Origin of the sequence: Aquamicrobium sp. (assembly GCF_023954335.1) — a bacterium.
GTDB lineage: Bacteria > Pseudomonadota > Alphaproteobacteria > Rhizobiales > Rhizobiaceae > Aerobium.
Genome location: NZ_JAMLIE010000002.1, coordinates 590,372 through 608,682, shown reverse-complemented (window position 1 = coordinate 608,682; position 18,311 = coordinate 590,372). Strand labels below are relative to the sequence as shown.

Annotated in this window: 18 protein-coding genes; 14 read left to right on the top strand and 4 right to left on the bottom strand. The window is 68.4% G+C overall.

Annotated features, from left to right (window positions below; all coding sequences use genetic code 11):
• Positions 1-124: 124 nt before the first annotated feature.
• Positions 125-1,630, bottom strand: a complete 1,506-nt coding sequence (locus M9945_RS15605; protein WP_367945335.1) for a UbiD family decarboxylase — start codon at positions 1,628-1,630, stop codon at positions 125-127.
• A 120-nt stretch (positions 1,631-1,750) separates the two neighbouring features.
• On the opposite strand from M9945_RS15605, the gene M9945_RS15600 reads away from it, so the two are divergent.
• From M9945_RS15600 to M9945_RS15580, 5 genes are read left to right on the top strand one after another with little or no spacing between them, the layout of a single operon-like run.
• Entirely contained in the window at positions 1,751-2,206 is a 456-nt protein-coding gene (locus M9945_RS15600) for a hypothetical protein (RefSeq protein ID WP_367945334.1), read from the top strand.
• Between the two features lie 20 nt (positions 2,207-2,226).
• Positions 2,227-2,766, top strand: a complete 540-nt coding sequence (locus M9945_RS15595) for an SCP2 domain-containing protein (RefSeq protein WP_367945333.1) — start codon at positions 2,227-2,229, stop codon at positions 2,764-2,766.
• Complete coding sequence (locus M9945_RS15590) at positions 2,763-3,767, top strand: peptidase U32 family protein (RefSeq protein WP_367945332.1); 1,005 nt, start codon at positions 2,763-2,765, stop codon at positions 3,765-3,767. Before M9945_RS15595 ends, M9945_RS15590 begins: the two co-directional genes overlap by 4 nt.
• A gap of 4 nt (positions 3,768-3,771) precedes the next feature.
• A complete protein-coding gene (locus tag M9945_RS15585) occupies positions 3,772-4,674 on the top strand; it encodes a U32 family peptidase (protein WP_367945331.1) in 903 nt (300 codons plus the stop codon).
• Positions 4,675-4,687: 13 nt separating this feature from the next.
• Positions 4,688-5,077, top strand: a complete 390-nt coding sequence (locus tag M9945_RS15580) for a hypothetical protein (RefSeq protein ID WP_367931121.1) — start codon at positions 4,688-4,690, stop codon at positions 5,075-5,077.
• Positions 5,078-5,081: 4 nt separating this feature from the next.
• Here M9945_RS15580 and M9945_RS15575 read toward each other — a convergent pair whose 3' ends face one another.
• Positions 5,082-5,945: a ferritin family protein gene (locus tag M9945_RS15575; RefSeq protein ID WP_367945330.1), complete on the bottom strand. Its 864-nt coding sequence runs from the start codon at positions 5,943-5,945 to the stop codon at positions 5,082-5,084.
• A gap of 215 nt (positions 5,946-6,160) precedes the next feature.
• Between M9945_RS15575 and M9945_RS15570 the strand changes: the two genes are divergently transcribed.
• From M9945_RS15570 to M9945_RS15535, 8 genes are all read left to right on the top strand, one after another.
• A complete protein-coding gene (locus M9945_RS15570; RefSeq protein ID WP_367945597.1) occupies positions 6,161-8,401 on the top strand; it encodes a 4Fe-4S binding protein in 2,241 nt (746 codons plus the stop codon).
• 33 nt (positions 8,402-8,434) lie between these two features.
• Positions 8,435-10,351: a TAT-dependent nitrous-oxide reductase gene (gene nosZ / locus M9945_RS15565; protein ID WP_367945329.1), complete on the top strand. Its 1,917-nt coding sequence runs from the start codon at positions 8,435-8,437 to the stop codon at positions 10,349-10,351.
• Between the two features lie 32 nt (positions 10,352-10,383).
• Complete coding sequence (locus M9945_RS15560) at positions 10,384-11,775, top strand: nitrous oxide reductase family maturation protein NosD (RefSeq protein WP_367945328.1); 1,392 nt, start codon at positions 10,384-10,386, stop codon at positions 11,773-11,775.
• Positions 11,772-12,677, top strand: a complete 906-nt coding sequence (locus M9945_RS15555) for an ABC transporter ATP-binding protein (RefSeq protein WP_367945327.1) — start codon at positions 11,772-11,774, stop codon at positions 12,675-12,677. Before M9945_RS15560 ends, M9945_RS15555 begins: the two co-directional genes overlap by 4 nt.
• Entirely contained in the window at positions 12,674-13,501 is an 828-nt protein-coding gene (locus M9945_RS15550; protein ID WP_367945326.1) for an ABC transporter permease, read from the top strand. The genes M9945_RS15555 and M9945_RS15550 overlap by 4 nt, the downstream gene beginning before the upstream one ends.
• On the top strand, positions 13,501-14,061 hold the full coding sequence (locus M9945_RS15545; protein ID WP_367945325.1) for a nitrous oxide reductase accessory protein NosL: 561 nt from the start codon (positions 13,501-13,503) through the stop codon (positions 14,059-14,061). The genes M9945_RS15550 and M9945_RS15545 overlap by 1 nt, the downstream gene beginning before the upstream one ends.
• 12 nt (positions 14,062-14,073) lie before the next feature.
• Positions 14,074-15,018, top strand: a complete 945-nt coding sequence (locus M9945_RS15540) for an FAD:protein FMN transferase (RefSeq protein WP_367945324.1) — start codon at positions 14,074-14,076, stop codon at positions 15,016-15,018.
• A gap of 310 nt (positions 15,019-15,328) precedes the next feature.
• Positions 15,329-16,591, top strand: a complete 1,263-nt coding sequence (locus tag M9945_RS15535; protein WP_367945323.1) for a D-amino acid dehydrogenase — start codon at positions 15,329-15,331, stop codon at positions 16,589-16,591.
• A gap of 84 nt (positions 16,592-16,675) precedes the next feature.
• Here the strand turns inward: M9945_RS15535 and M9945_RS15530 are convergent, their stop codons facing one another.
• A complete protein-coding gene (locus M9945_RS15530; RefSeq protein ID WP_367945322.1) occupies positions 16,676-17,251 on the bottom strand; it encodes an NADPH-dependent FMN reductase in 576 nt (191 codons plus the stop codon).
• A 109-nt stretch (positions 17,252-17,360) separates the two neighbouring features.
• Between M9945_RS15530 and M9945_RS15525 the strand changes: the two genes are divergently transcribed.
• Positions 17,361-17,726, top strand: coding sequence for a winged helix-turn-helix transcriptional regulator (locus M9945_RS15525; protein ID WP_367945321.1), 366 nt, complete (start codon positions 17,361-17,363; stop codon positions 17,724-17,726).
• A 98-nt stretch (positions 17,727-17,824) separates the two neighbouring features.
• On the opposite strand, the gene M9945_RS15520 is transcribed toward M9945_RS15525, so the two are convergent.
• Positions 17,825-18,217: an acyl-CoA thioesterase gene (locus M9945_RS15520; protein WP_367945320.1), complete on the bottom strand. Its 393-nt coding sequence runs from the start codon at positions 18,215-18,217 to the stop codon at positions 17,825-17,827.
• Positions 18,218-18,311: the final 94 nt, after the last annotated feature.

Sequence of the window (18,311 nt, the reverse complement as noted above, 5' to 3'; positions counted from 1 at the left end):
GCTTTTCCGCCTCATCATGCGCCCTGTCAAGCAGAGGCATGCAACCGGACAGTAGAGTCGCGCATCTGCCTGTGACAAACGCTGCCCTTTGCTTCCGTTGCGGCAGGTGTTTTTCCCCGCCCGTCTAGCCGCCGTCGGGGAAAAATTCCTGCCAGCGCTGCGCGACCCGCGCCGCGACCTCGCCGGGCATCGCCAGTTCGACACCCCATTCGCGCGTGGTCTCGGCCCCGATCTTGCGCGTGGCGTCGAAGCCGACCTTGCCGCCCAGCCCCTCGAGCGGCGAGGCGAAGTCGAGCTGGTCGACCGGCGTGCGCTCCAGCACCATGAGGTCTCGCGCAGGGTCCATCCGCGTCGCCAGCGCCCACATCGCGTCCGGCCAGGAGCGGATGTCGATGTCGTCGTCGACCACGATCACCATCTTGGTCATCTGGAACTGCGGCAGCAGCGACCACAGCCCCATCATCACGCGCCGCGCCTGCCCCGGATAGCGCTTGTCGATGGCAATGACCGCGATGCGGTAGGAGCTCGCCTCCGGCGGCAGCCAGACGTCGACGATCTCGGGAAGCTGCTGGCGCAGCAGCGGCTTGAAGACGTCGAGCAGCGCCTCCCCCAGCACGGAGGGCTCGTCCGGCGCGCGGCCGGTGAAGGTGGTGAGGTAATGGGCGCCCTCGCGCACGAACAGGCGCTTCAGGGTGAAGACCGGATAATACGCGGGCGCGTTGTAATAGCCGGTATGGTCGCCGAACGGCCCTTCGAGCGCGGTCTCGTGCGGCGAGACGGTTCCCTCGAGCACGATCTCGGCACCGGCCGGCACATGGAGCGGAATGGACGCGCAGGGCGCGAGCGCCGCCCGCCTCCCGTTGATCATGCCGGCGAGCGCCAGCTCGCTGACGCCTTCGGGCGCCGGCATCACCGCCGAGATCATCGTCGCCGGGTCGGCGCCGATGACGACCGCGACCGGCATGTCCTCGCCTTTCGCCTGCCCCCCGGCCTGCCATTGGCGATGATGCGCCGCGCCGCCGCGCATCGGCAGCCAGCGCATGATCGCCCGCGCCCCGTCGAGCACCTGCATGCGATAGACGCCGAGATTGTAGGAGGAAAAATCGTCCGCGCCCGGCGCGCGGGTGACGACGATCGGCCAAGTGATGAGCGGCCCGGCGTCGTCCGGCCAGCAATGCTGGACGGGAAGGAACGAGAAATCCGGATCGACCTCGCGCCACGCGCGCGGCCGCGGCACGGCCTTCGGCCGGGCGAGCAGCGCGCCCTTCGCCGCCGGCAGCAGCGCCCGCGCCTCGCGCAGCGATTGCGGCGGCTTCGGTGCGCGCAGCCATGCCATCATCTCGCCGAGAGAGGTGAGGCCGTCCCGGTCAGTGCCGAGACCGGAGGCGACGCGCCCCGCCGTGCCAAACAGGTTGGTCACGACGGGAAGGCGCGCCGCCTCGCCCCTGACGTCGAGCGCTCTGGTCAGTCGCAGCACAGCCCCCCCAGCTGCGATCACCTGCCGGTGAAGCTCGGTGATTTCCAGATGCATCGACACCGGGGCTCCGACCTCGCGTACCTCCCCCGCCCCGGAGAGGTGGGAGAGAAACGAGCCGAGATCGGAAAAAGGCGGCAGAAGGCGTTGATGCATGGTCGGCTCGATATGAGCGGCATCATGGCACAGCGGAAAAGGGAACTCTTTGCGATATCGCAAAGAAACCAGGGGGACCGGCGACTAGGCTTTTTCGCAACGGCGCAGGGAGGCGATGGCATGGTCCGGCACCTGTTCGGCCGGCTTCTGGCGCTCTGGCGTCCGGCTGCCGCCCCGCCCGAGGAAGATCGGCGCGGGACGGCGACGGCGAAGGATGGGCAGTCGATGGACGTTGAGGGGCCTGCGGGCGGTGTCGGGCTCACAGTGAGCGGGAAGAACGCGCGCCCCGCCGCATCCGGCCGCGCCTTCGCCGCCTCCGGCGAGCTGCTCGCCCGCGCCATGCTCTCGCTCGGCATCGACGGCGACGACTTCGCCGAGCGCGAAAGCCTCTGGCTCATGGAAATGCGCTCCGTCTGCCGCGCCTGCGATGCGCGCAGCCGCTGCCGGCGCGACCTCGGCACCGGCGATTTCGCCCGCCGCTACCGCCATTACTGCCCCGTCAGCGAGAGCCTCGCCCGGATCGCCTCCGGCCGGCACCTCAGGGTAGGCGCGCCCGGACCGACCCGAAAAGCATAGAAAAGACAAGAGCATAAAACATGGAAGCCAAGCTCCCGGCCTTCGTCCGCCAACTGTTCCCCGCCTTCGCCGGCCTGCCGCTCGGCCCGGCGCTCACCCTTTCGCTGCGCGCGCTGGCGCGGCGGCGGCCGGGCCTGTTCGACCGGCTGGGCGAATTCTCGCGCGAGCGCTTCCTCATCGACCCGGTCGATCTCGCCTTTTCCTTCGTCGTCGTGCCGGACGGCGAGCGGGCCACGGTGAAGGCCACGGGCAAGGACGAGACGCAAGATTGCCCGGTCGTCATCCGCGGTCCGATCCTGACGCTGCTGGCGCTGCTCGACGGCACGCAGGACGGTGATGCCCTGTTCTTCAACCGCGTGATCTCGATCAGCGGCCGCACCGAGGCGGTGCTGGCGCTGCGCAACGCCATCGAGGACGCGGAGCTGACGCCGGCCGACCTGATCGGCCTGTCCGGCACGCTCGGCCGGCTGGCCGACGCCGGCATCCTCGGCGGCCTCGACGTGGCGCGCCGCTTCGCCGCCGCCACGTCGACGCCGGCAACGGTGGAGGCACGGTCATGACCGCCCCCGCGCGCATGGAGCTCGTCTGCCCTGCCGGCACGCCGTCGACGCTTCGCGCCGCGGTCGAGGCGGGCGCGGACGCCGTCTATTGCGGCTTCCGCGACGAGACCAATGCCCGCAACTTCCCGGGCCTCAACTTCTCGGCGCAGGAGCTGGCCGAGGGCGTGCGCTTCGCCCACGACCGCGGCACCAGGGTCCTCGTCGCCATCAACACCTTCGCCCGCGTCGGCGACGTCGATCTGTGGCGCAACGCCGCCGACACCGCCGTCCGCTGCGGGGCCGACGCGATCATCGCCGGCGACATCGCCGTGCTCGACCATGTCGCGACGAACCACAAGGACGCCATTCGCCTCCACCTTTCCGTGCAGGCCGCCGCCGCGACGCCGGAGGCGATCCGCTTCTATGCCGAGACCTTCGGCGTGCGCCGCGTCGTCATCCCCCGCGTCCTGTCGGTGCCGGAGATCACCGCGCTCAACAAGAATATCGACGTCGAGACCGAAGCCTTCGTCTTCGGCGGCCTGTGCGTCATGGTCGAGGGGCGCTGCTACCTGTCCTCCTACGCCACCGGCAAGTCGCCGAACCTCAACGGCGTCTGCTCGCCGCCGGAAGCCGTCACCTATGACGAGGACGGCAAGGGCATGGCGGCGAAGCTCTCCGGCTTCACCATCGACCGCTACGCGCCGGGCGAGCCGACCGGCTACCCCACGCTGTGCAAGGGCCGCTTCAACGCCGGCGGCAAGACCTCGTATCTGTTCGAGGAGCCGGTCAGTCTCAACGCCGGCAGCCTGATCGAGGGGCTGAAGAAGGCCGGCATCACCGCGCTGAAGATCGAGGGCCGCCAGCGCGGCAAGGGCTATGTCAGCGAGGTGGTGCGCGCCTTCCGCCGCGCCGTCGACGCGGTCGAGGCGGGCGGCGACGCCGTCGAGATCGACCGCATCCTCGCCGGCCAGTCGGAGGGCGGGCGCCAGACCGCCGGGGCCTACCGCAAGGTCTGGAGGTGATGCCATGACCAACGTTTCGCTGACCCTCGGCCCTGTCCTGTTCCACTGGCCGGCCGAGCGGCTGCTCGATTTCTACCGCCGCATCGCCGACGAAGCGCCCGTCGGACGCGTCCATGTCGGCGAGGTGGTGTGCGGCAAGCGCATGCCGTTCTCCGATCCGTGCTGGCCAGACGTGATCGAGCGGCTGGAGCGCGCCGGCAAGGAGGTCGTGCTGTCGACGCTCGCCGCCCCGGCGACGGTGCGCGAGCGGCGCTCGGTCGCCGATCTGTGCGGCGACGAGCGGCTGGTCGAGGTCAACGACATCACCGCCCTGCCCGCGCGCGCGGGCCAGCCCTTCGTCACCGGGCCGTTCCTCAACGTCTACAACGAGGCGACGGCGCAGTTCCTGGCAGGGCGCGGCGCGCGCGCCATCTGCCCGCCGGTCGAGCTGTCGTTGGCGGCGATCGGCGCCATGGCCGCCGCCTGCCCGGAGATCGAGTTCGAGATCTTCGCCTTCGGCCGGCTGCCCCTCGCCATTTCCGGCCGCTGCTATCACGCGCGGCTGCATGGCCTTCACAAGGATTCGTGCCAGTTCACCTGCGAGAAGGACCCGGACGGCCTCGCCGTCGACACGCTCGACGATCAGGCCTTCCTCGCCATCAACGGGGTGCAGACCCTGTCCAACCAGGTGCAGGCGTTCTGCCCGACGCCGGAAACGCTCGCCGCGCACAGGATCGCCCGGCTGCGGCTTTCGCCCCACACCTGCGACATGGTCAGGGTCGCTGAAGCCTACCGCGCCCTTCTCGACGGCGAGGAGGAGCCCGGCGCGGTGCGCGCCACGCTGGCCGGCCTCGACCTGCCGGGCGAGATGGTCGAGGGCTACGTCCATGCCAGGCCGGGCTGGATGACGGCGGCGACGGTGGACTGACGGAGCGCACGACATGGTGTCAGCGATGCCCTACCACCATCCCCACCCCGCGCCCGAGGAGCCGCGCGACGCGGCGGTGATCCGCCGCATCCGCAGCGTCATCGACAATGTCGAGCTGGATTGCGAGTGCCGCGCCCGGCTCGACGAAGCGCTCGGCCGCTTCGCCGCGCTCGAGCAGCAGCGCACCATGCGCCAGCACCTCGTCCTTGCCCGCCAGCACCGCGAGCGGATCAAGGCGATCCTCGATTTCCTGCAGGAGGTCGACCACCTGATGGTCAACGAGCCCGACCGCAGCGTCTATGCCGAGCTCGCGCTGCTGTTCGAGGAAATCTCGGTCATCGCCACCGAAGGCGCGGCGGCGATGCACAGCCTGTCGATGCTGCCGGCCGAGAACGGGCGATAATCGCTTACGGCCGCGCCGGCTCGCGCACCACCGACAGGCAATCGAGCAGCTCGGCGGCGAAGGCCTGCGCCTGATCGCGCCCCGCCTGCGAGGGCAGGCGCTCGCCGAGATCGAGATAGCAGTCGAGCAGCAGTTCGACCGCGGGCCGCAGGCGCGCCGAAACCTCCGGCTTGACGCTCTTCAGCAGCCGCGTTTCGCCGAGCGGCGCATGGGTCAGCGTACCGGCGCGGGCGCGCGCCGCCGCGGCCAGCGCCTCCATGTCCCTCGCCCGGCCCGACCCCGCCTCGTCGCGCGCGGTCTCGCCGAGAAGCGCAGCGACCCGGTTCTCCAGCGCCGGAAGCGTCCAGCCCTCGCCGTCGGTCGCCGCCGCACGGGCCTGGTGGAACGCCAGCCGCCGCTCGCGCCGCAGCCGGGCGACGTGGTCGAGCTCCTCGCGCGCCATCTGCTCGGCCGCCTTCTGCAACTCCTTCGACGTGCTTTGCGCCGCGACATAGGTCCAGAAGGCGAAGGCGCGCTCCTCGTTGCGCACCGCCATCGAGAACGCCCGGTAGGCGCTCATCAGCTCGGGCGCGACCGTGCCCGCCCCCTCGTCGTCGAAGGTGGCGTCGGGCGCGCCGCGCAACGGGGAAAGGTCCGGCCCCTTGCCGGTCATGCGATGCGACCAGTGCTCGACGTTGCCGAGATGCATGGTCTCCTCGGCGACCAGCCGCTCGAACACCTCGGCCAGCGCCGGCCTGTCTTCCCGGTGCATGCGGCCGGCGAGCTCGGAATATCCCTCGATGGCCTCGCGCTCCATCGCCGCCGCGACCGCGAACAGTTCCTCCAGCGATCCGATCCTGATGAACGGCTCCGTGCCGAGGCGCGACATGCCGGATTCTCCCTGTTTCACGTCACAAATGTCGCACTGCAAAAAAGGTAATGGTTTGCGCCAGATCAAATCACTGCGCAAAATACCACTTATCGTCGCCCTCGAATCGGGCACTCCCGTTCAAGAAAGCGCATCGCGTGGCTACCAAGCAAAGACCCTACCGCCGCCAGGCAGCCCCCTTCTTCGTTGCATTGCACACGATTCTTCTCGTTCCGCTGGCCGCCTTCCTCATTCTCGTCGGCCTCGCCGCCCAGCCGGCGCAGGCCGCGCGGCTCGACGAATTCCTGCCCAAGGTGCAGCCGGGCGAGCTTTTCGCCGGCGCCGACCGATTCGGCGAACCGATGGGCGAGCCGCCCATCGTTCCGGCCTACAAGGGCGACGAGCTCGCGGGCTATGCGCTGCTCAACTCCGACTTCACCAGCGCCATCGGCTATTCCGGCAAGCCGATCCACATCGTCGTCGGGCTCGACCCTGAGGGCGTGCTGCGCGGCCTGAAGATGGTCGAGCATTCGGAGCCGATCGTCCTGATCGGCATTCCCGAGCGGGAGGTCATCGCCTCGCTCAACACCCTGATCGACCAGGACATGGGCCGCGTCGCCGCCGGCGCCCAGCGCCCGCCGCAGGTCGACATCGTCTCCGGCGCCACCGTGACCGTGCTGGTCATGGGCGATTCGGTGGTGCGCGCCTCCGTGCGGCTGATTCGCAGCGGCCGGCTCGGCGGCGAAGGCGTCGCCGAGGCGCAGGCCCCGACCGAGATCCGCTCCGTCGACATGGAAAAGCGCGAGGTCAAGGACTGGGCGACGCTGATCGGCGACGGCTCGGTGCGCGCGCTGCGGCTGACCGTCGGCGAGGTCACGGACGCGTTTTCCCGCGCCGGCGAGGCGCAGGCCGCCGCCCGGCCCGAGACGCAGAACCCCGAAGACACCTTCATCGAGCTCTACATGGCCCCGGTCAGCGTGCCGTCGATCGGGATCAGCCTGCTCGGCCAGGCCGGCTACGAGCGGCTGGAGACGCGGCTGAAAGACGGCAGGCAGGCGATCCTCGTCGCCGGCGACGGCGCCTATTCCTTCAAGGGCTCGGGCTATGTGCGCGGCGGCATCTTCGACCGCATCGAGCTCATCCAGGACGGCCAGGGCGTGCGGTTCCGCGACCGCGACCACACCCGCCTCGGCGACATCGCCGCCGACGGCGCGCCCGCCCTGCGCGAGATCGCGCTCTTCCTCGTGCCGCAGGATTTCGTCTTCGACGTCACCGAGCCGTGGGAATTGCACATGCTCGTCCAGCGCGCCTGGGGCGCGCGCGACAAGGCCACCCTGCCCTACGACCTCGGCTATGCGCTGCCCGCCGACTACGTGAAGGTCGAGGCGGCCCCTGCCCCCGCGGCCCCGCCGGTGGCGGCCGAATCGCCGAAGGCTCCTGAGACCGGCGACGGAGCACTGGATCCGTTCGACGGCGAGGCCGAGCCGCTGTGGATGCAGATGTGGCGCATGAACGCCGTATCCATCGGCATCACGGTCGTCGCCCTGCTGATCCTGACCGCCATCTTCTTCTTCCAGGACTGGCTCTCGGCACGGCCGGCCCTGCGCGTGTGGGTGCGCCGCTCCTATCTCGCCTTCGTGCTGGTCTGGCTCGGCTGGTACGCCAACGCCCAGCTCTCGGTCGTCAACGTCTTCACCTTCACCAACGCGCTGATGACCGGCTTCCACTGGGAGTTCTTCCTCTCAGCGCCGCTGATCTTCATCCTGTGGGCGGCGGTGGCGGTGGGCCTGCTGTTCTGGGGCCGCGGGCCGTTCTGCGGCTGGCTGTGCCCGTTCGGCGCGTTGCAGGAGCTGACCAACAACCTCGCCAAATGGCTCAAGGTGCCGCAGATCGAGATCCCCTTCGGCCTGCACGAGCGGCTGTGGCCGATCAAGTACATCATCTTCCTCGGCCTGTTCGGCCTGTCGCTCTATTCGGTGGCGCTGGCCGAGATGTTCGCCGAGGTCGAGCCGTTCAAGACCTCGATCATCCTGAAATTCGCCCGCGAATGGCCGTTCGTCGTCTTCGCGCTGACGCTGCTGGCCATCGGCCTGTTCATCGAGCGGTTCTACTGCCGCTATCTGTGCCCGCTCGGCGCCGCGCTCGCCATTCCCGGCCGCATCCGCATGTTCGAATGGCTGAAGCGCTGGCCCGAATGCGGCTCGCCCTGCCAGCGCTGCGCCAAGGAATGCCCGGTGCAGTCGATCCACCCCGAGGGGCAGATCAACGTCAACGAGTGCATCTACTGCATGCACTGCCAGGAACTCTACCACGACGACCAGCGCTGCCCGCACATGATCCAGGTGCGCCTGAAGCGCGAGAAATTCGAGCGGCTGTCCTCCCCCGCGACCAAGGGGCCGGGACCCGCCGAACCGGTGATCTCCCACAAGGGAGTGCCGATCCGGAAGCCCGAAAGCACAACCGGGCCGACGGCATAGAAGCCTAAAACTGGCAAAAGAAGGAGAGTTGCCATGTCACAGGAAGAAACCAGAACGGGCCTGAGCCGCCGCCAGCTGCTCGGCTCGACCGCGGCGGCGGCCGCGGCCGCGGGCGCGGTCGGCGCCGGCGCCATCACGCTCGGCTCGAGCGCCATGACGCCCGCGCTCGCGCAGGCGCGCAACAGCTACGAGGTCAAGCCCGGCGAGCTCGACGAATACTACGTGTTCTTCTCGGGCGGCCATTCGGGCGAGATCCGCGTTCTCGGCCTGCCCTCGATGCGCGAGCTGATGCGCATTCCGGTGTTCAACCGCGAAAGCGCCACCGGCTGGGGCCAGACCAACGAAAGCAGGAAGGTCCTGTCGGAAGGCATGCTGCCGGAATACCGCGCGCTCATGGAGAAGCGCGGCGGCGACGTCTACATGAACGGCGACCTGCACCATCCCCATCCGTCGCAGACCGACGGCACCTATGACGGGCGCTACCTCTACGCCAACGACAAGGCCAACACCCGCGTCTGCCGCATCCGCCTCGACGTGATGAAGTGCGACAAGATCATCCAGCTTCCCAATCAGCACACGGTCCACGGCCTGCGCGTGCAGAAATATCCGAAGACCGGCTATGTCTTCGCCAATGGCGAGGACGGCGTGCCGCTGCCGAACGACGGCTCGGTGCTCGACGATGCCTCGCAGTACCGCTCGGTCTTCACCGCCGTCGACGGCGAGACCATGGAAGTGGCGTGGCAGGTAATCGTCAGCGGCAACCTCGACAACGTCGACGCCGACTACCAGGGCAAATACGCCTTCTCGACCTGCTACAACTCGGAAGAGGGCGTCAACCTCGCCGAGATGATGGCGGCCGAGCAGGACTGGGTGGTCATCTTCAACCTGAAGCGCATCGAGGAAGCCGTCGCCAAGGGCGAATACACCGAGATGGGCGGCGTGCCGGTTCTCGACGGGCGCAAGGGTTCGCCCTTCACCCGCTACGTGCCCATCGCCAACGGCCCGCACGGCATGAACACCGCGCCGGACGGCATCCACATCGTCGCCAACGGCAAGCTGTCGCCGACCGTGACGGTGATGGACGTGCGCCGCTTCGACGACCTGTTCGACGACAAGATCGGCCCGCGCGACACCGTCGTCGCCGAGCCGGAGCTCGGCCTCGGGCCGTTGCACACCGCCTTCGACGGCCGCGGCAACGCCTATACGACGCTGTTCATCGACAGCCAGATCTGCAAGTGGAACATCGACGACGCCATCCGTGCCTTCAACGGCGAGGCGGTCGATCCGATCCGCCAGAAGCTCGACGTCCACTACCAGCCGGGCCACAACCACACCTCCATGGGCCAGACCAAGGAGGCCGACGGCAAGTGGCTGATCTCGCTCAACAAGTTCTCCAAGGACCGCTACCTCAACGTCGGCCCGCTCAAGCCGGAGAACGACCAGTTGATCGACATCTCGGGCGACGAGATGGTGCTGGTGCACGACAACCCGACCTTCGCCGAGCCGCATGACGCCACCATCGTCCACCGCTCGAAGATCAACCCGGTCAATGTCTGGGACCGCGCCGACCCCTTCTTCGCCGATGCCGTCAAGCAGGCGGAGGCCGACGGCGTCGACCTCGAGTTCGACAACGAGGTGATCCGCGACGGCAACAAGGTGCGCGTCTACATGACCTCGGTGGCCCCGGCATTCGGCCTGGAAAGCTTCTCGGTCAAACAGGGCGACGAGGTCACGGTCTACGTCACCAACCTCGACGAGGTCGAGGACCTGACGCACGGCTTCTCGATCATCAACTACGGCCTCAACATGGAAGTCGCGCCGCGCGCCACCGCGTCCGTGACCTTCACCGCCGACCAGCCGGGCGTCTACTGGTACTACTGCTCGTGGTTCTGCCATGCCATGCACATGGAGATGAAGGGCCGCATGTTCGTCGAGCCGCAAGGCGCATGACCAAGGGCGCATGACGAAGGGTGCATGACGACATGGCTCGTTCGAGCACCATGACGACAATCGCGATGGCGGCCCTTGCGGCCGCCCTCGCGGCGTTTCCCGCGGCGGCGAAGACGGTCTCCGTTCCCGCCGGCGCGGCGAAGACCTTACAGATGTTCCTCGATCTCGCCCGGCCGGGCGACGTGCTGCGCCTTGCGCCCGGCGAGCATCGCGGCCCGGTCACGATCTCGACCACGGTGACGGTGGAGGGCGAGCCGGGCGCGGAAATCGTCGGCAACGGAAAGGGCAGCGTCGTCATAGTGACCGCTCCCGGCGCCGTGGTCCGCGGCGTCACGGTCAGGGGATCGGGAACGAACATCCCCACGCTCGACTCCGGCATCTTCCTCGACCGCACGGCCAAGGGCGCCGTCGCCGAGAACAACGAGGTGATCGGCAATCTCTACGGCATCTACATTCAGGGCGCCGACGACGCGCTGGTGAAGGACAACCGCATCGAAGGCATAAGCGAGGGCCGCTCGGCCGAAGCCGGCAACGGCGTACACCTGTGGAACGCGCCGGGCGCAAAGGTGATCGGCAACGACATCAGCAAGGGCCGCGACGGCATCGCGACCATGGCCAGCAAGCACAACGTCTTTTCCGGCAACCGCTTCAGCAACATGCGGTTCGCCATCCACTACATGTACACCAACGACAGCGAGATTTCCGGCAACGTCTCCACCGGCAATTCCGTCGGCTACGCGATCATGTTCTCCGACCGGCTGACAGTCACCCGCAATATCTCCAACGGCGACCGCGACCACGGATTGCTGCTGAACACGTCCAAGGGCTCGCGCGTCACGGGCAACATCGTCGTCGGCCGGATGCAGCCGGTCGCGCGCTGGACCATGGCCGGCCGGCGCGGCGACAGCCACGGCGTGCCGATGGGCGACGGAGCGGCGGTGGTGGACGCATCGGGGATGCGGCTCGGCCCGGAAAAATGCGTCTTCATCTACAACGCCAACCGCAACGCCTTCCACGACAACTGGTTCGAGAACTGCGCCATCGGCATCCATTTCACCGCCGGCTCCGAAGGCAACCGCATGAGCGGCAACACCTTCGTCAACAACCGCAACCAGGTGAAATATGTCGGCACGCGCCATCTCGACTGGTCGGTCGACGGGCGTGGCAATTTCTGGAGCGACAACCCCGCCTTCGACCTCAACGGCGACGGCATCGGCGACAGCCCCTATCGCCCCAACGATCTCGTTGACCGCGTGCTGTGGACTGCGCCGCAGGCCAAGATCCTCGTCAACAGCCCGGCCGTGCAGGTCATCCGCTGGGCGCAGAGCCAGTTTCCCGCCATCCTGCCGGGCGGCGTCGTCGACAGCCACCCGCTGATGGCCCCGCCCCCGCTCCAGTCCCGATCGAGATCGCAGCTGCAATGACCCCGACCATAGACCTCTCCGGCGTCTCGAAATCCTTCGGCCCCATCCACGCCGTCAGGGACGTCTCGTTCTCGCTCAAGGAGGGCGAGATCGTCGCCCTCGTCGGCCACAACGGCGCCGGCAAGACGACGCTGATCAAGATGATGCTCGGCCTGATTCGCCCGAGCGCCGGCACGGTGCGGGTGCTGGGCGAGGACCCCGCCACCGGCGCGCCGGAGGTTCGCACCCGGCTCGGCTACCTGCCGGAAAACGTCTCGTTCAACCCGGCCCTGACGGGGACGGAGACGCTCAAGTTCTATTCCGCCCTGAAACGCGCGGGGCGCGGGCAGATCAGGGGTCTGCTCGAACGCGTCGGTCTGGCCGGGGCGGCCGACCGGCGCGTGCGCACCTATTCCAAGGGCATGCGCCAGCGGCTCGGGCTGGCGCAGGCGCTGCTCGGCCAGCCGAAGGTGCTCCTGCTCGACGAGCCGACGACCGGACTCGACCCGGCCTCGCGCCGCGACTTCTACCGCTTCCTCGACGAGCTGCGCGATTCCGGCTCGACGATCCTTCTGTCTTCCCACGCGCTTTCCGAGCTGGAAGGGCGCGCCGATCACGTCATCATCGTCGGCCGCGGCCTCAAGATCGCCGACGGCACGCTGGACGAATTGCGCCGCATCGCCCGGCTGCCGACCCGCATCCGGGTCAGGCTCGCCGAGGGCAAGGAGCGCCGACTCGAAGGCGGGCGCGACTGGCGCGAGGTCAACGGCCACATGCTGGAGATCGACGCCGCGCCCGAGGACAAGGTCGAGCTGCTACGCGCCGCCGTGCGCGCCGAGATCGCCGACCTCGACGTGACGCCGCCGACGCTCGACGAGCTTTACGCTCACTTCCAGGACATCGAGAAAGAGGCCGGCCGATGAGCACGATCCTTGTCATCGCCGAGAAGGAAATCCGCGAGGGCCTGCGCAACCGCTGGGTGCTGGCGACGACGCTGCTCCTGGCGACGCTGGCGCTGTCGCTCACCTTCCTCGGCAGCGCGCCCACGGGAAATGTCGGCGCGAGCCCGCTCGACGTGGTCATCGTCAGCCTGTCGAGCCTCTCCGTCTTCCTCGTGCCGCTGATCGCGCTGCTGATCTCGCACGACGCCGTGGTCGGCGAGATGGAGCGCGGCACCATGCTGCTGCTGCTCTCTTATCCGGTGCGGCGCTGGCAGGTCATCGTCGGCAAGTTCATCGGCCATCTCGCCATCCTCGGTTTCTCGACGCTGGTCGGCTACGGCTGTGCCGCGCTCGCGCTCGCCTTCACCGGCGGCGACATCGGCCGCGAGAGCTGGGCCGCCTTCGCCTCGCTGATCGGCTCGTCGGTTCTGCTCGGCGCGGTCTTCGTCGCCATCGGCTATCTCGTCAGCGCGCTGGTCGGCGAGCGCGGCACGGCCGGCGGCGTCGCGATCGGCATCTGGCTGGTCTTCGTCCTCGTCTACGACATGGCGCTGCTCGGCCTGCTGGTGGTCGACCAGGGCCGCACCGTCACCGGCGGCATGCTGAACGCCCTGCTGCTGATGAACCCGACCGACGCCTATCGCCTGATCAATCTCGGCAGCGGCTCGGCCGGGGCCATCTCCGGCATGGGCGGCGTCGCCGACATCGCGACGCTCGTGCCGGCCGCCCTTCTCGCCGCGCTTCTCGCCTGGGCGCTGGTTCCGCTCGCCGCCGCGATCTTCGTCTTCTCACGCAGGGAGTTGTGATGCGTTTCCCCCTCGCCGCCCCGCTTTTCGTCGTGCTCGCGCTCATCGCCGGCTGCTCGCAGCAGGAGGAGCTGCCGATGCTCGACCCCTTCACGCTCGATGCCGAGGCCATCGGCCGCTATTGCGGCATGAACGTGCTGGAGCATGACGGGCCGAAGGGCCAGATCATCCTGACGCGCATCCCCGAGGCGATCTGGTTCTCCTCGGCCCGCGACGCGGTCGCCTTCACCATGCTGCCGGACGAGCCGAAGAACATCGCCGCGATCTACGTCTCCGACATGGCCGTGGCGGAAAGCTGGGAGCAGCCCGGCGCGGACAACTGGATCGACGCCAAAACCGCCTTCTTCGTCCTCGGCAGCCGCCAGCGCGGCGGCATGGGCACCGCCGAGACCGTGCCGTTCTCGACCGAGGACGCCGCCCGCGCCTTCGCTGCCGCCAATGGCGGCGAGGTGATGCGCTTCGACGACATCCCGCTCGACTACGTGCTCGGCGGCCCTGATGCGGACGAGGACGAAGACACCGAGCCCGTCGGCGCGATCCCCCCGCACGGAAACCACTGAGGCGGCAAGGCCATGCAGGCAACCCCGACCCGCCGCCGCTTCATCGGCATCTCGGCAGCAGCGACCGGCCTTGCCCTCCTGCCCTTCGGAGCCGCGGCCGTGCCGGCCGAGGCCGTCCGCTGGCGCGGGCGCGCGCTCGGCGCCGCTGCCGAGCTGATCGTCCACCATCCCGACCGGGCGCAAGGAGAACGCCTCATCGCCCGCGCCGCCGGCGAGATCGCCCGGCTGGAACACATCTTCAGCCTCTACCGGCCGGATTCGACGCTCTCGACGCTCAACCGGCAAGGCGCGCTTGCCGCCCCTCCGGCGGAGCTGGTGGAGGTTCTGGAGGTGAGCCGCACCGTCTGGACCCTGAGCGGCGGCGCGTTCGACCCGACGATCCAGCCGCTGTGGCTGGCCTATGCCGACCATTTCGCCGCGCCGGGCGCCGACCCCGCCGGCCCGTCGCCTGAAATCATCGAACGGGCGCTCGCGATCGTCGGTCTCGACAAGGTTGCCTTCAACCGCGACCGCATCGCCTTTTCCCGGCCCGGCATGGCGCTGACGCTGAACGGCATCGCCCAAGGGTTCATCACCGACAGGATCGTCGAGCTGCTGCGCGCCGGCGGCGTCACCAGCACCCTCGCCGATGTCGGCGAGATCCGCGCGCTCGGCCGCCGCCCCGACGGCTCGCCATGGCAAGTGGGCATCGCCGGCAGCGGCGAGCGGATCGATCTCGTCGACCGCGCCATCGCCACGTCGAGCGCGTCCGGCTTCCGCTTCGGCGGCACGACAGGCCCCGGCCACATCCTCGACCCGCGCAGCGGCCTTGGCGAATGCCTCCACGAGAGCGTCAGCGTGCTGGCGCCCGAGGCCGCGACCGCCGACGCCCTCGCCACCGCCTTCTGCCTGATGGAAACGGCACGGATCGAGGCCCTGTTGCCCTCCCTGCCCGGCGTCGAGGTCAGGCTGTCGTGAAGCAGTGGACCAAGACCGCTTTCACCGCGAACATGGCCTTGCACGCGTGGATTTTTGCGCTATCCTGAGGAGATAGACAAGAAACCTCCGGGATACTTTCTTGCAGCGCAACTATCGCTTCGTTCCTGATCGCAGGGAGGCTCGCGTCCGGTTCCTGAACCACGCGGGAAGCCTCATCACGCGCCTCTAGCCCTGGCGCGGCCGCGAGGCCGTCGACCGGGGGCCGGAAATCCAAAACCAGATAGTCGATCGGTTCTGATTTCCGGGTCTTCAGTCGCACGGCCCGGTGGGATGAAGAGGAAGTGATAAAGTGAAGGTGCTCATACTGGGAGGCGGCGTCATCGGCACCACCTCCGCCTATTATCTCGCCAAGGCCGGGCACGAGGTCACGCTCGTCGACCGGCAGCCGGGTCCGGGGCTCGAGACCAGCTATGCCAATGCCGGCGAGATCTCGCCCGGCTATTCCTCGCCCTGGGCCGGGCCGGGCGTGCCGCTCAAGGCTGTGAAATGGCTGCTGATGAAGCACGGCCCCCTCGCCATCCGCCCCAAGCTCGACCCGGTCATGTGGGGCTGGATGCTGAAGATGCTGCGCAACTGCACCTCGGCGCGCTATGCCGTCAACAAGGCGCGCATGGTCCCCATCGCCGAATACAGCCGCGACTGCCTGCGCGAGCTGCGCGCCGAGACCGGCATCGCCTATGACGAGCGCGCGAGAGGAACGCTCCAGCTCTTCCGCACGCAAAAGCAGCTCGACCACATCGGCGGCGACGTCGAGGTGTTGAAAGAGTTCGGCGTGCCGTTCGAGGTGCTCGACCGCGCCGGCTGCGCGATCGCCGAGCCGGCGCTCGCCCGCGTGTCGGAGAAATATGTCGGCGGCCTGCGCCTGCCCGGCGACGAGACCGGCGACTGCCACATCTTCACCACCCGGCTGGCGGAAATGGCCGCGCAAGGCAACAACCCCGTCGAGTTCCGCTACGGCGTCACCGTCGAGGAAATCCTGACCGACGGCCGGCGCGCCACCGGCGCGCGCACCGACAAGGGCGTCATCGAGGCCGACGCCGTGGTCGTCGCGCTCGGCAGCTACTCGCCCTTCCTCGTCAAGCCGCTCGGCATCCGCATTCCGGTCCACCCGGTCAAGGGCTACTCGATCACGGTGCCGATCGCCGACGAGGCAGCCGCGCCCGTCTCGACGGTGATGGACGAGACCTACAAGATCGCCACCACACGGCTCGGCTCGCGCATCCGCGTCGGCGGGACGGCCGAGCTCGCCGGCTACGACCTGTCGCTGCGGCCCTCGCGCCGCACGCCGCTCGACCATTCGGTGACGGATCTGTTCCCCGGCGGCGGCCGCATGGAAGAGGCGACCTTCTGGTGCGGCCTGCGCCCGATGACGCCGGACGGCCCGCCGGTCATCGGCAAGACCCGCGTCGAGGGGCTTTACCTCAACACCGGCCACGGCACGCTGGGCTGGACCATGGCCTGCGGCTCGGGCCGCTTCCTCGCCGACGTCGTCTCCGGCCGCAAGCCCGAGGTCGACCCCGCCGGCATCTCGGTCGAGCGCTACGCCGCCTGAGCGGATGATAAAAAGCCCCCGGTCTCGCGGCCGGGGGCTTTTCCGATTCGCAAGGGCAGGATCACGCCCTGCCCTCTTCCGGGATCAGGCTTCGCGTGCGGTCTTCAGCGCCTTGGCCCACCACGCGATCTGGCCGAGCATGTCGTCGGCCGCCTGGTTCAGGTGGTCGAAATCGCCCAGCTTCTTGTCGCCGGACGCCACCTGCATGTAGTCGGCCCAGACGATGTGGACGCCGCTGCGCACGGGCGCCATCTGCAGCTCGACCGAGATCAGGCGAAGCTGCTCGACCGCGCGGGCGCCGCCGACGCCGCCATAGCCGACGAAGCCGATCGCCTTGCGGTTCCACTCGTTGTAGGCGTAGTCGAGCGCGTTCTTCAACACGCCGGTCGGGCCGCGATTGTACTCCGCCGCGGTGGCGATGTAGCCGTCGAGGCTGGCGATCTTCTCCTGCCACTCCTTGGCGCCGGGCGCCTGCGAGGGGGCCCAGGCCGGCGAGGCCTGCTCGTCGAAGAACGGCAGCTTGTAGTCGCGCAGGTCGAGAACCTCGACCTCGAACTCGCCGGTGGCCCTGGCGCGCTCGGCGATCCATTCGGCCGGCTTGTCGCCGAAGCGGCCGGGGCGGGTGGAGCCGACGATGATGCCGATCCTGGGTTTGGACATGGACGATTCCTTTTCGTTTGGCTGGATGTGCCGGGAAACTTTCGTGGTATCCTTTGGATACTGGGGCTATATAGGAGACTGCTTTCGCAGCGCACAAGGAGGCACTTCGTTGACACTGAGTCACCATGACGAAACCACCTGCGAGGGTGTGAGCCGCATCCTGTCGCGCGTCGGCGACAAGTGGACGGTGCTGGTGGTGGAATTCCTGAGCGACGGCCCGATGCGATTCAACGAATTGCGGCGGCTGATCGGCAACATCTCGCAGAAGATGCTGACCACGACGCTGCGCGGACTGGAGCGCGACGGGCTGGTGACGCGCACCGTCTATCCGACGGTGCCGCCCCGCGTCGATTACGAGCTCACATCGCTCGGGCGCGAGCTGCTGGTGCCGGTCAAGGCGCTGGCGCTATGGGCGCGGGAGAACATCGACCGCATCAACGCGGCGCGCGAGCGATTCGACGGGAACGGCCGCTAGAGTAATTCCAGGAAAAGTGTGAAGCACTTTTCTGTCCGGAATTACGAAAGACAAAAGGATAGACCGCTTCACCGTTGCGCGACGCGCTTCAAGGCCGCTCAGCTCTCCGCCGGGATGGGCGTCGGCTTGCCGACCCCGTCGAGCGCGACCATGATGAAGTCGGCATGCGTGACCCGCTCCATCAGGTCGGAGAGGTAGCGCTGCGCCCACGCCTCGACGCGCAGCGTCATCGAAGTGCGGCCGACCTTGGTGATGTCGATATAGATGCACAGCGTGTCGCCGACCTTCATCGGCTTGGCGAACGCCATTTCCTTGACCGCCGCCGTCACCACCCTGCCCTTGGCACGCTCGGCGGCGCGGATGCCGCAGGCAAGGTCCATCTGCGCCATCACCCAGCCGCCGAAGATGTCGCCGGCGGCATTGGCATCGGCCGGCATGGCCAGCGTGCGCAGCGTCAGTTCGCCGACCGGCTTTACCTCGTTCCTGTTCATTCCCGCTCCCATCGTTCGCCTGCCCGAGAGGTAGCCGCAGCGACGGCCGCGCACAAGGCGCGAATCCGCAGGATCGCCATGCGCTGGAGCAGCG

Bases quoted from the DNA above. Each gene is read 5' to 3' on its own strand.
- M9945_RS15605 (WP_367945335.1), bottom strand. From the start codon at position 1,630: ATGCATCAACGCCTTCTGCCGCCTTTTTCCGATCTCGGCTCGTTTCTC.
- M9945_RS15600 (WP_367945334.1), top strand. From the start codon at position 1,751: ATGGTCCGGCACCTGTTCGGCCGGCTTCTGGCGCTCTGGCGTCCGGCT.
- M9945_RS15595 (WP_367945333.1), top strand. From the start codon at position 2,227: ATGGAAGCCAAGCTCCCGGCCTTCGTCCGCCAACTGTTCCCCGCCTTC.
- M9945_RS15590 (WP_367945332.1), top strand. From the start codon at position 2,763: ATGACCGCCCCCGCGCGCATGGAGCTCGTCTGCCCTGCCGGCACGCCG.
- M9945_RS15585 (WP_367945331.1), top strand. From the start codon at position 3,772: ATGACCAACGTTTCGCTGACCCTCGGCCCTGTCCTGTTCCACTGGCCG.
- M9945_RS15580 (WP_367931121.1), top strand. From the start codon at position 4,688: ATGGTGTCAGCGATGCCCTACCACCATCCCCACCCCGCGCCCGAGGAG.
- M9945_RS15575 (WP_367945330.1), bottom strand. From the start codon at position 5,945: ATGTCGCGCCTCGGCACGGAGCCGTTCATCAGGATCGGATCGCTGGAG.
- nosZ (WP_367945329.1), top strand. From the start codon at position 8,435: ATGTCACAGGAAGAAACCAGAACGGGCCTGAGCCGCCGCCAGCTGCTC.
- M9945_RS15560 (WP_367945328.1), top strand. From the start codon at position 10,384: ATGGCTCGTTCGAGCACCATGACGACAATCGCGATGGCGGCCCTTGCG.
- M9945_RS15555 (WP_367945327.1), top strand. From the start codon at position 11,772: ATGACCCCGACCATAGACCTCTCCGGCGTCTCGAAATCCTTCGGCCCC.
- M9945_RS15550 (WP_367945326.1), top strand. From the start codon at position 12,674: ATGAGCACGATCCTTGTCATCGCCGAGAAGGAAATCCGCGAGGGCCTG.
- M9945_RS15545 (WP_367945325.1), top strand. From the start codon at position 13,501: ATGCGTTTCCCCCTCGCCGCCCCGCTTTTCGTCGTGCTCGCGCTCATC.
- M9945_RS15540 (WP_367945324.1), top strand. From the start codon at position 14,074: ATGCAGGCAACCCCGACCCGCCGCCGCTTCATCGGCATCTCGGCAGCA.
- M9945_RS15530 (WP_367945322.1), bottom strand. From the start codon at position 17,251: ATGTCCAAACCCAGGATCGGCATCATCGTCGGCTCCACCCGCCCCGGC.
- M9945_RS15520 (WP_367945320.1), bottom strand. From the start codon at position 18,217: ATGAACAGGAACGAGGTAAAGCCGGTCGGCGAACTGACGCTGCGCACG.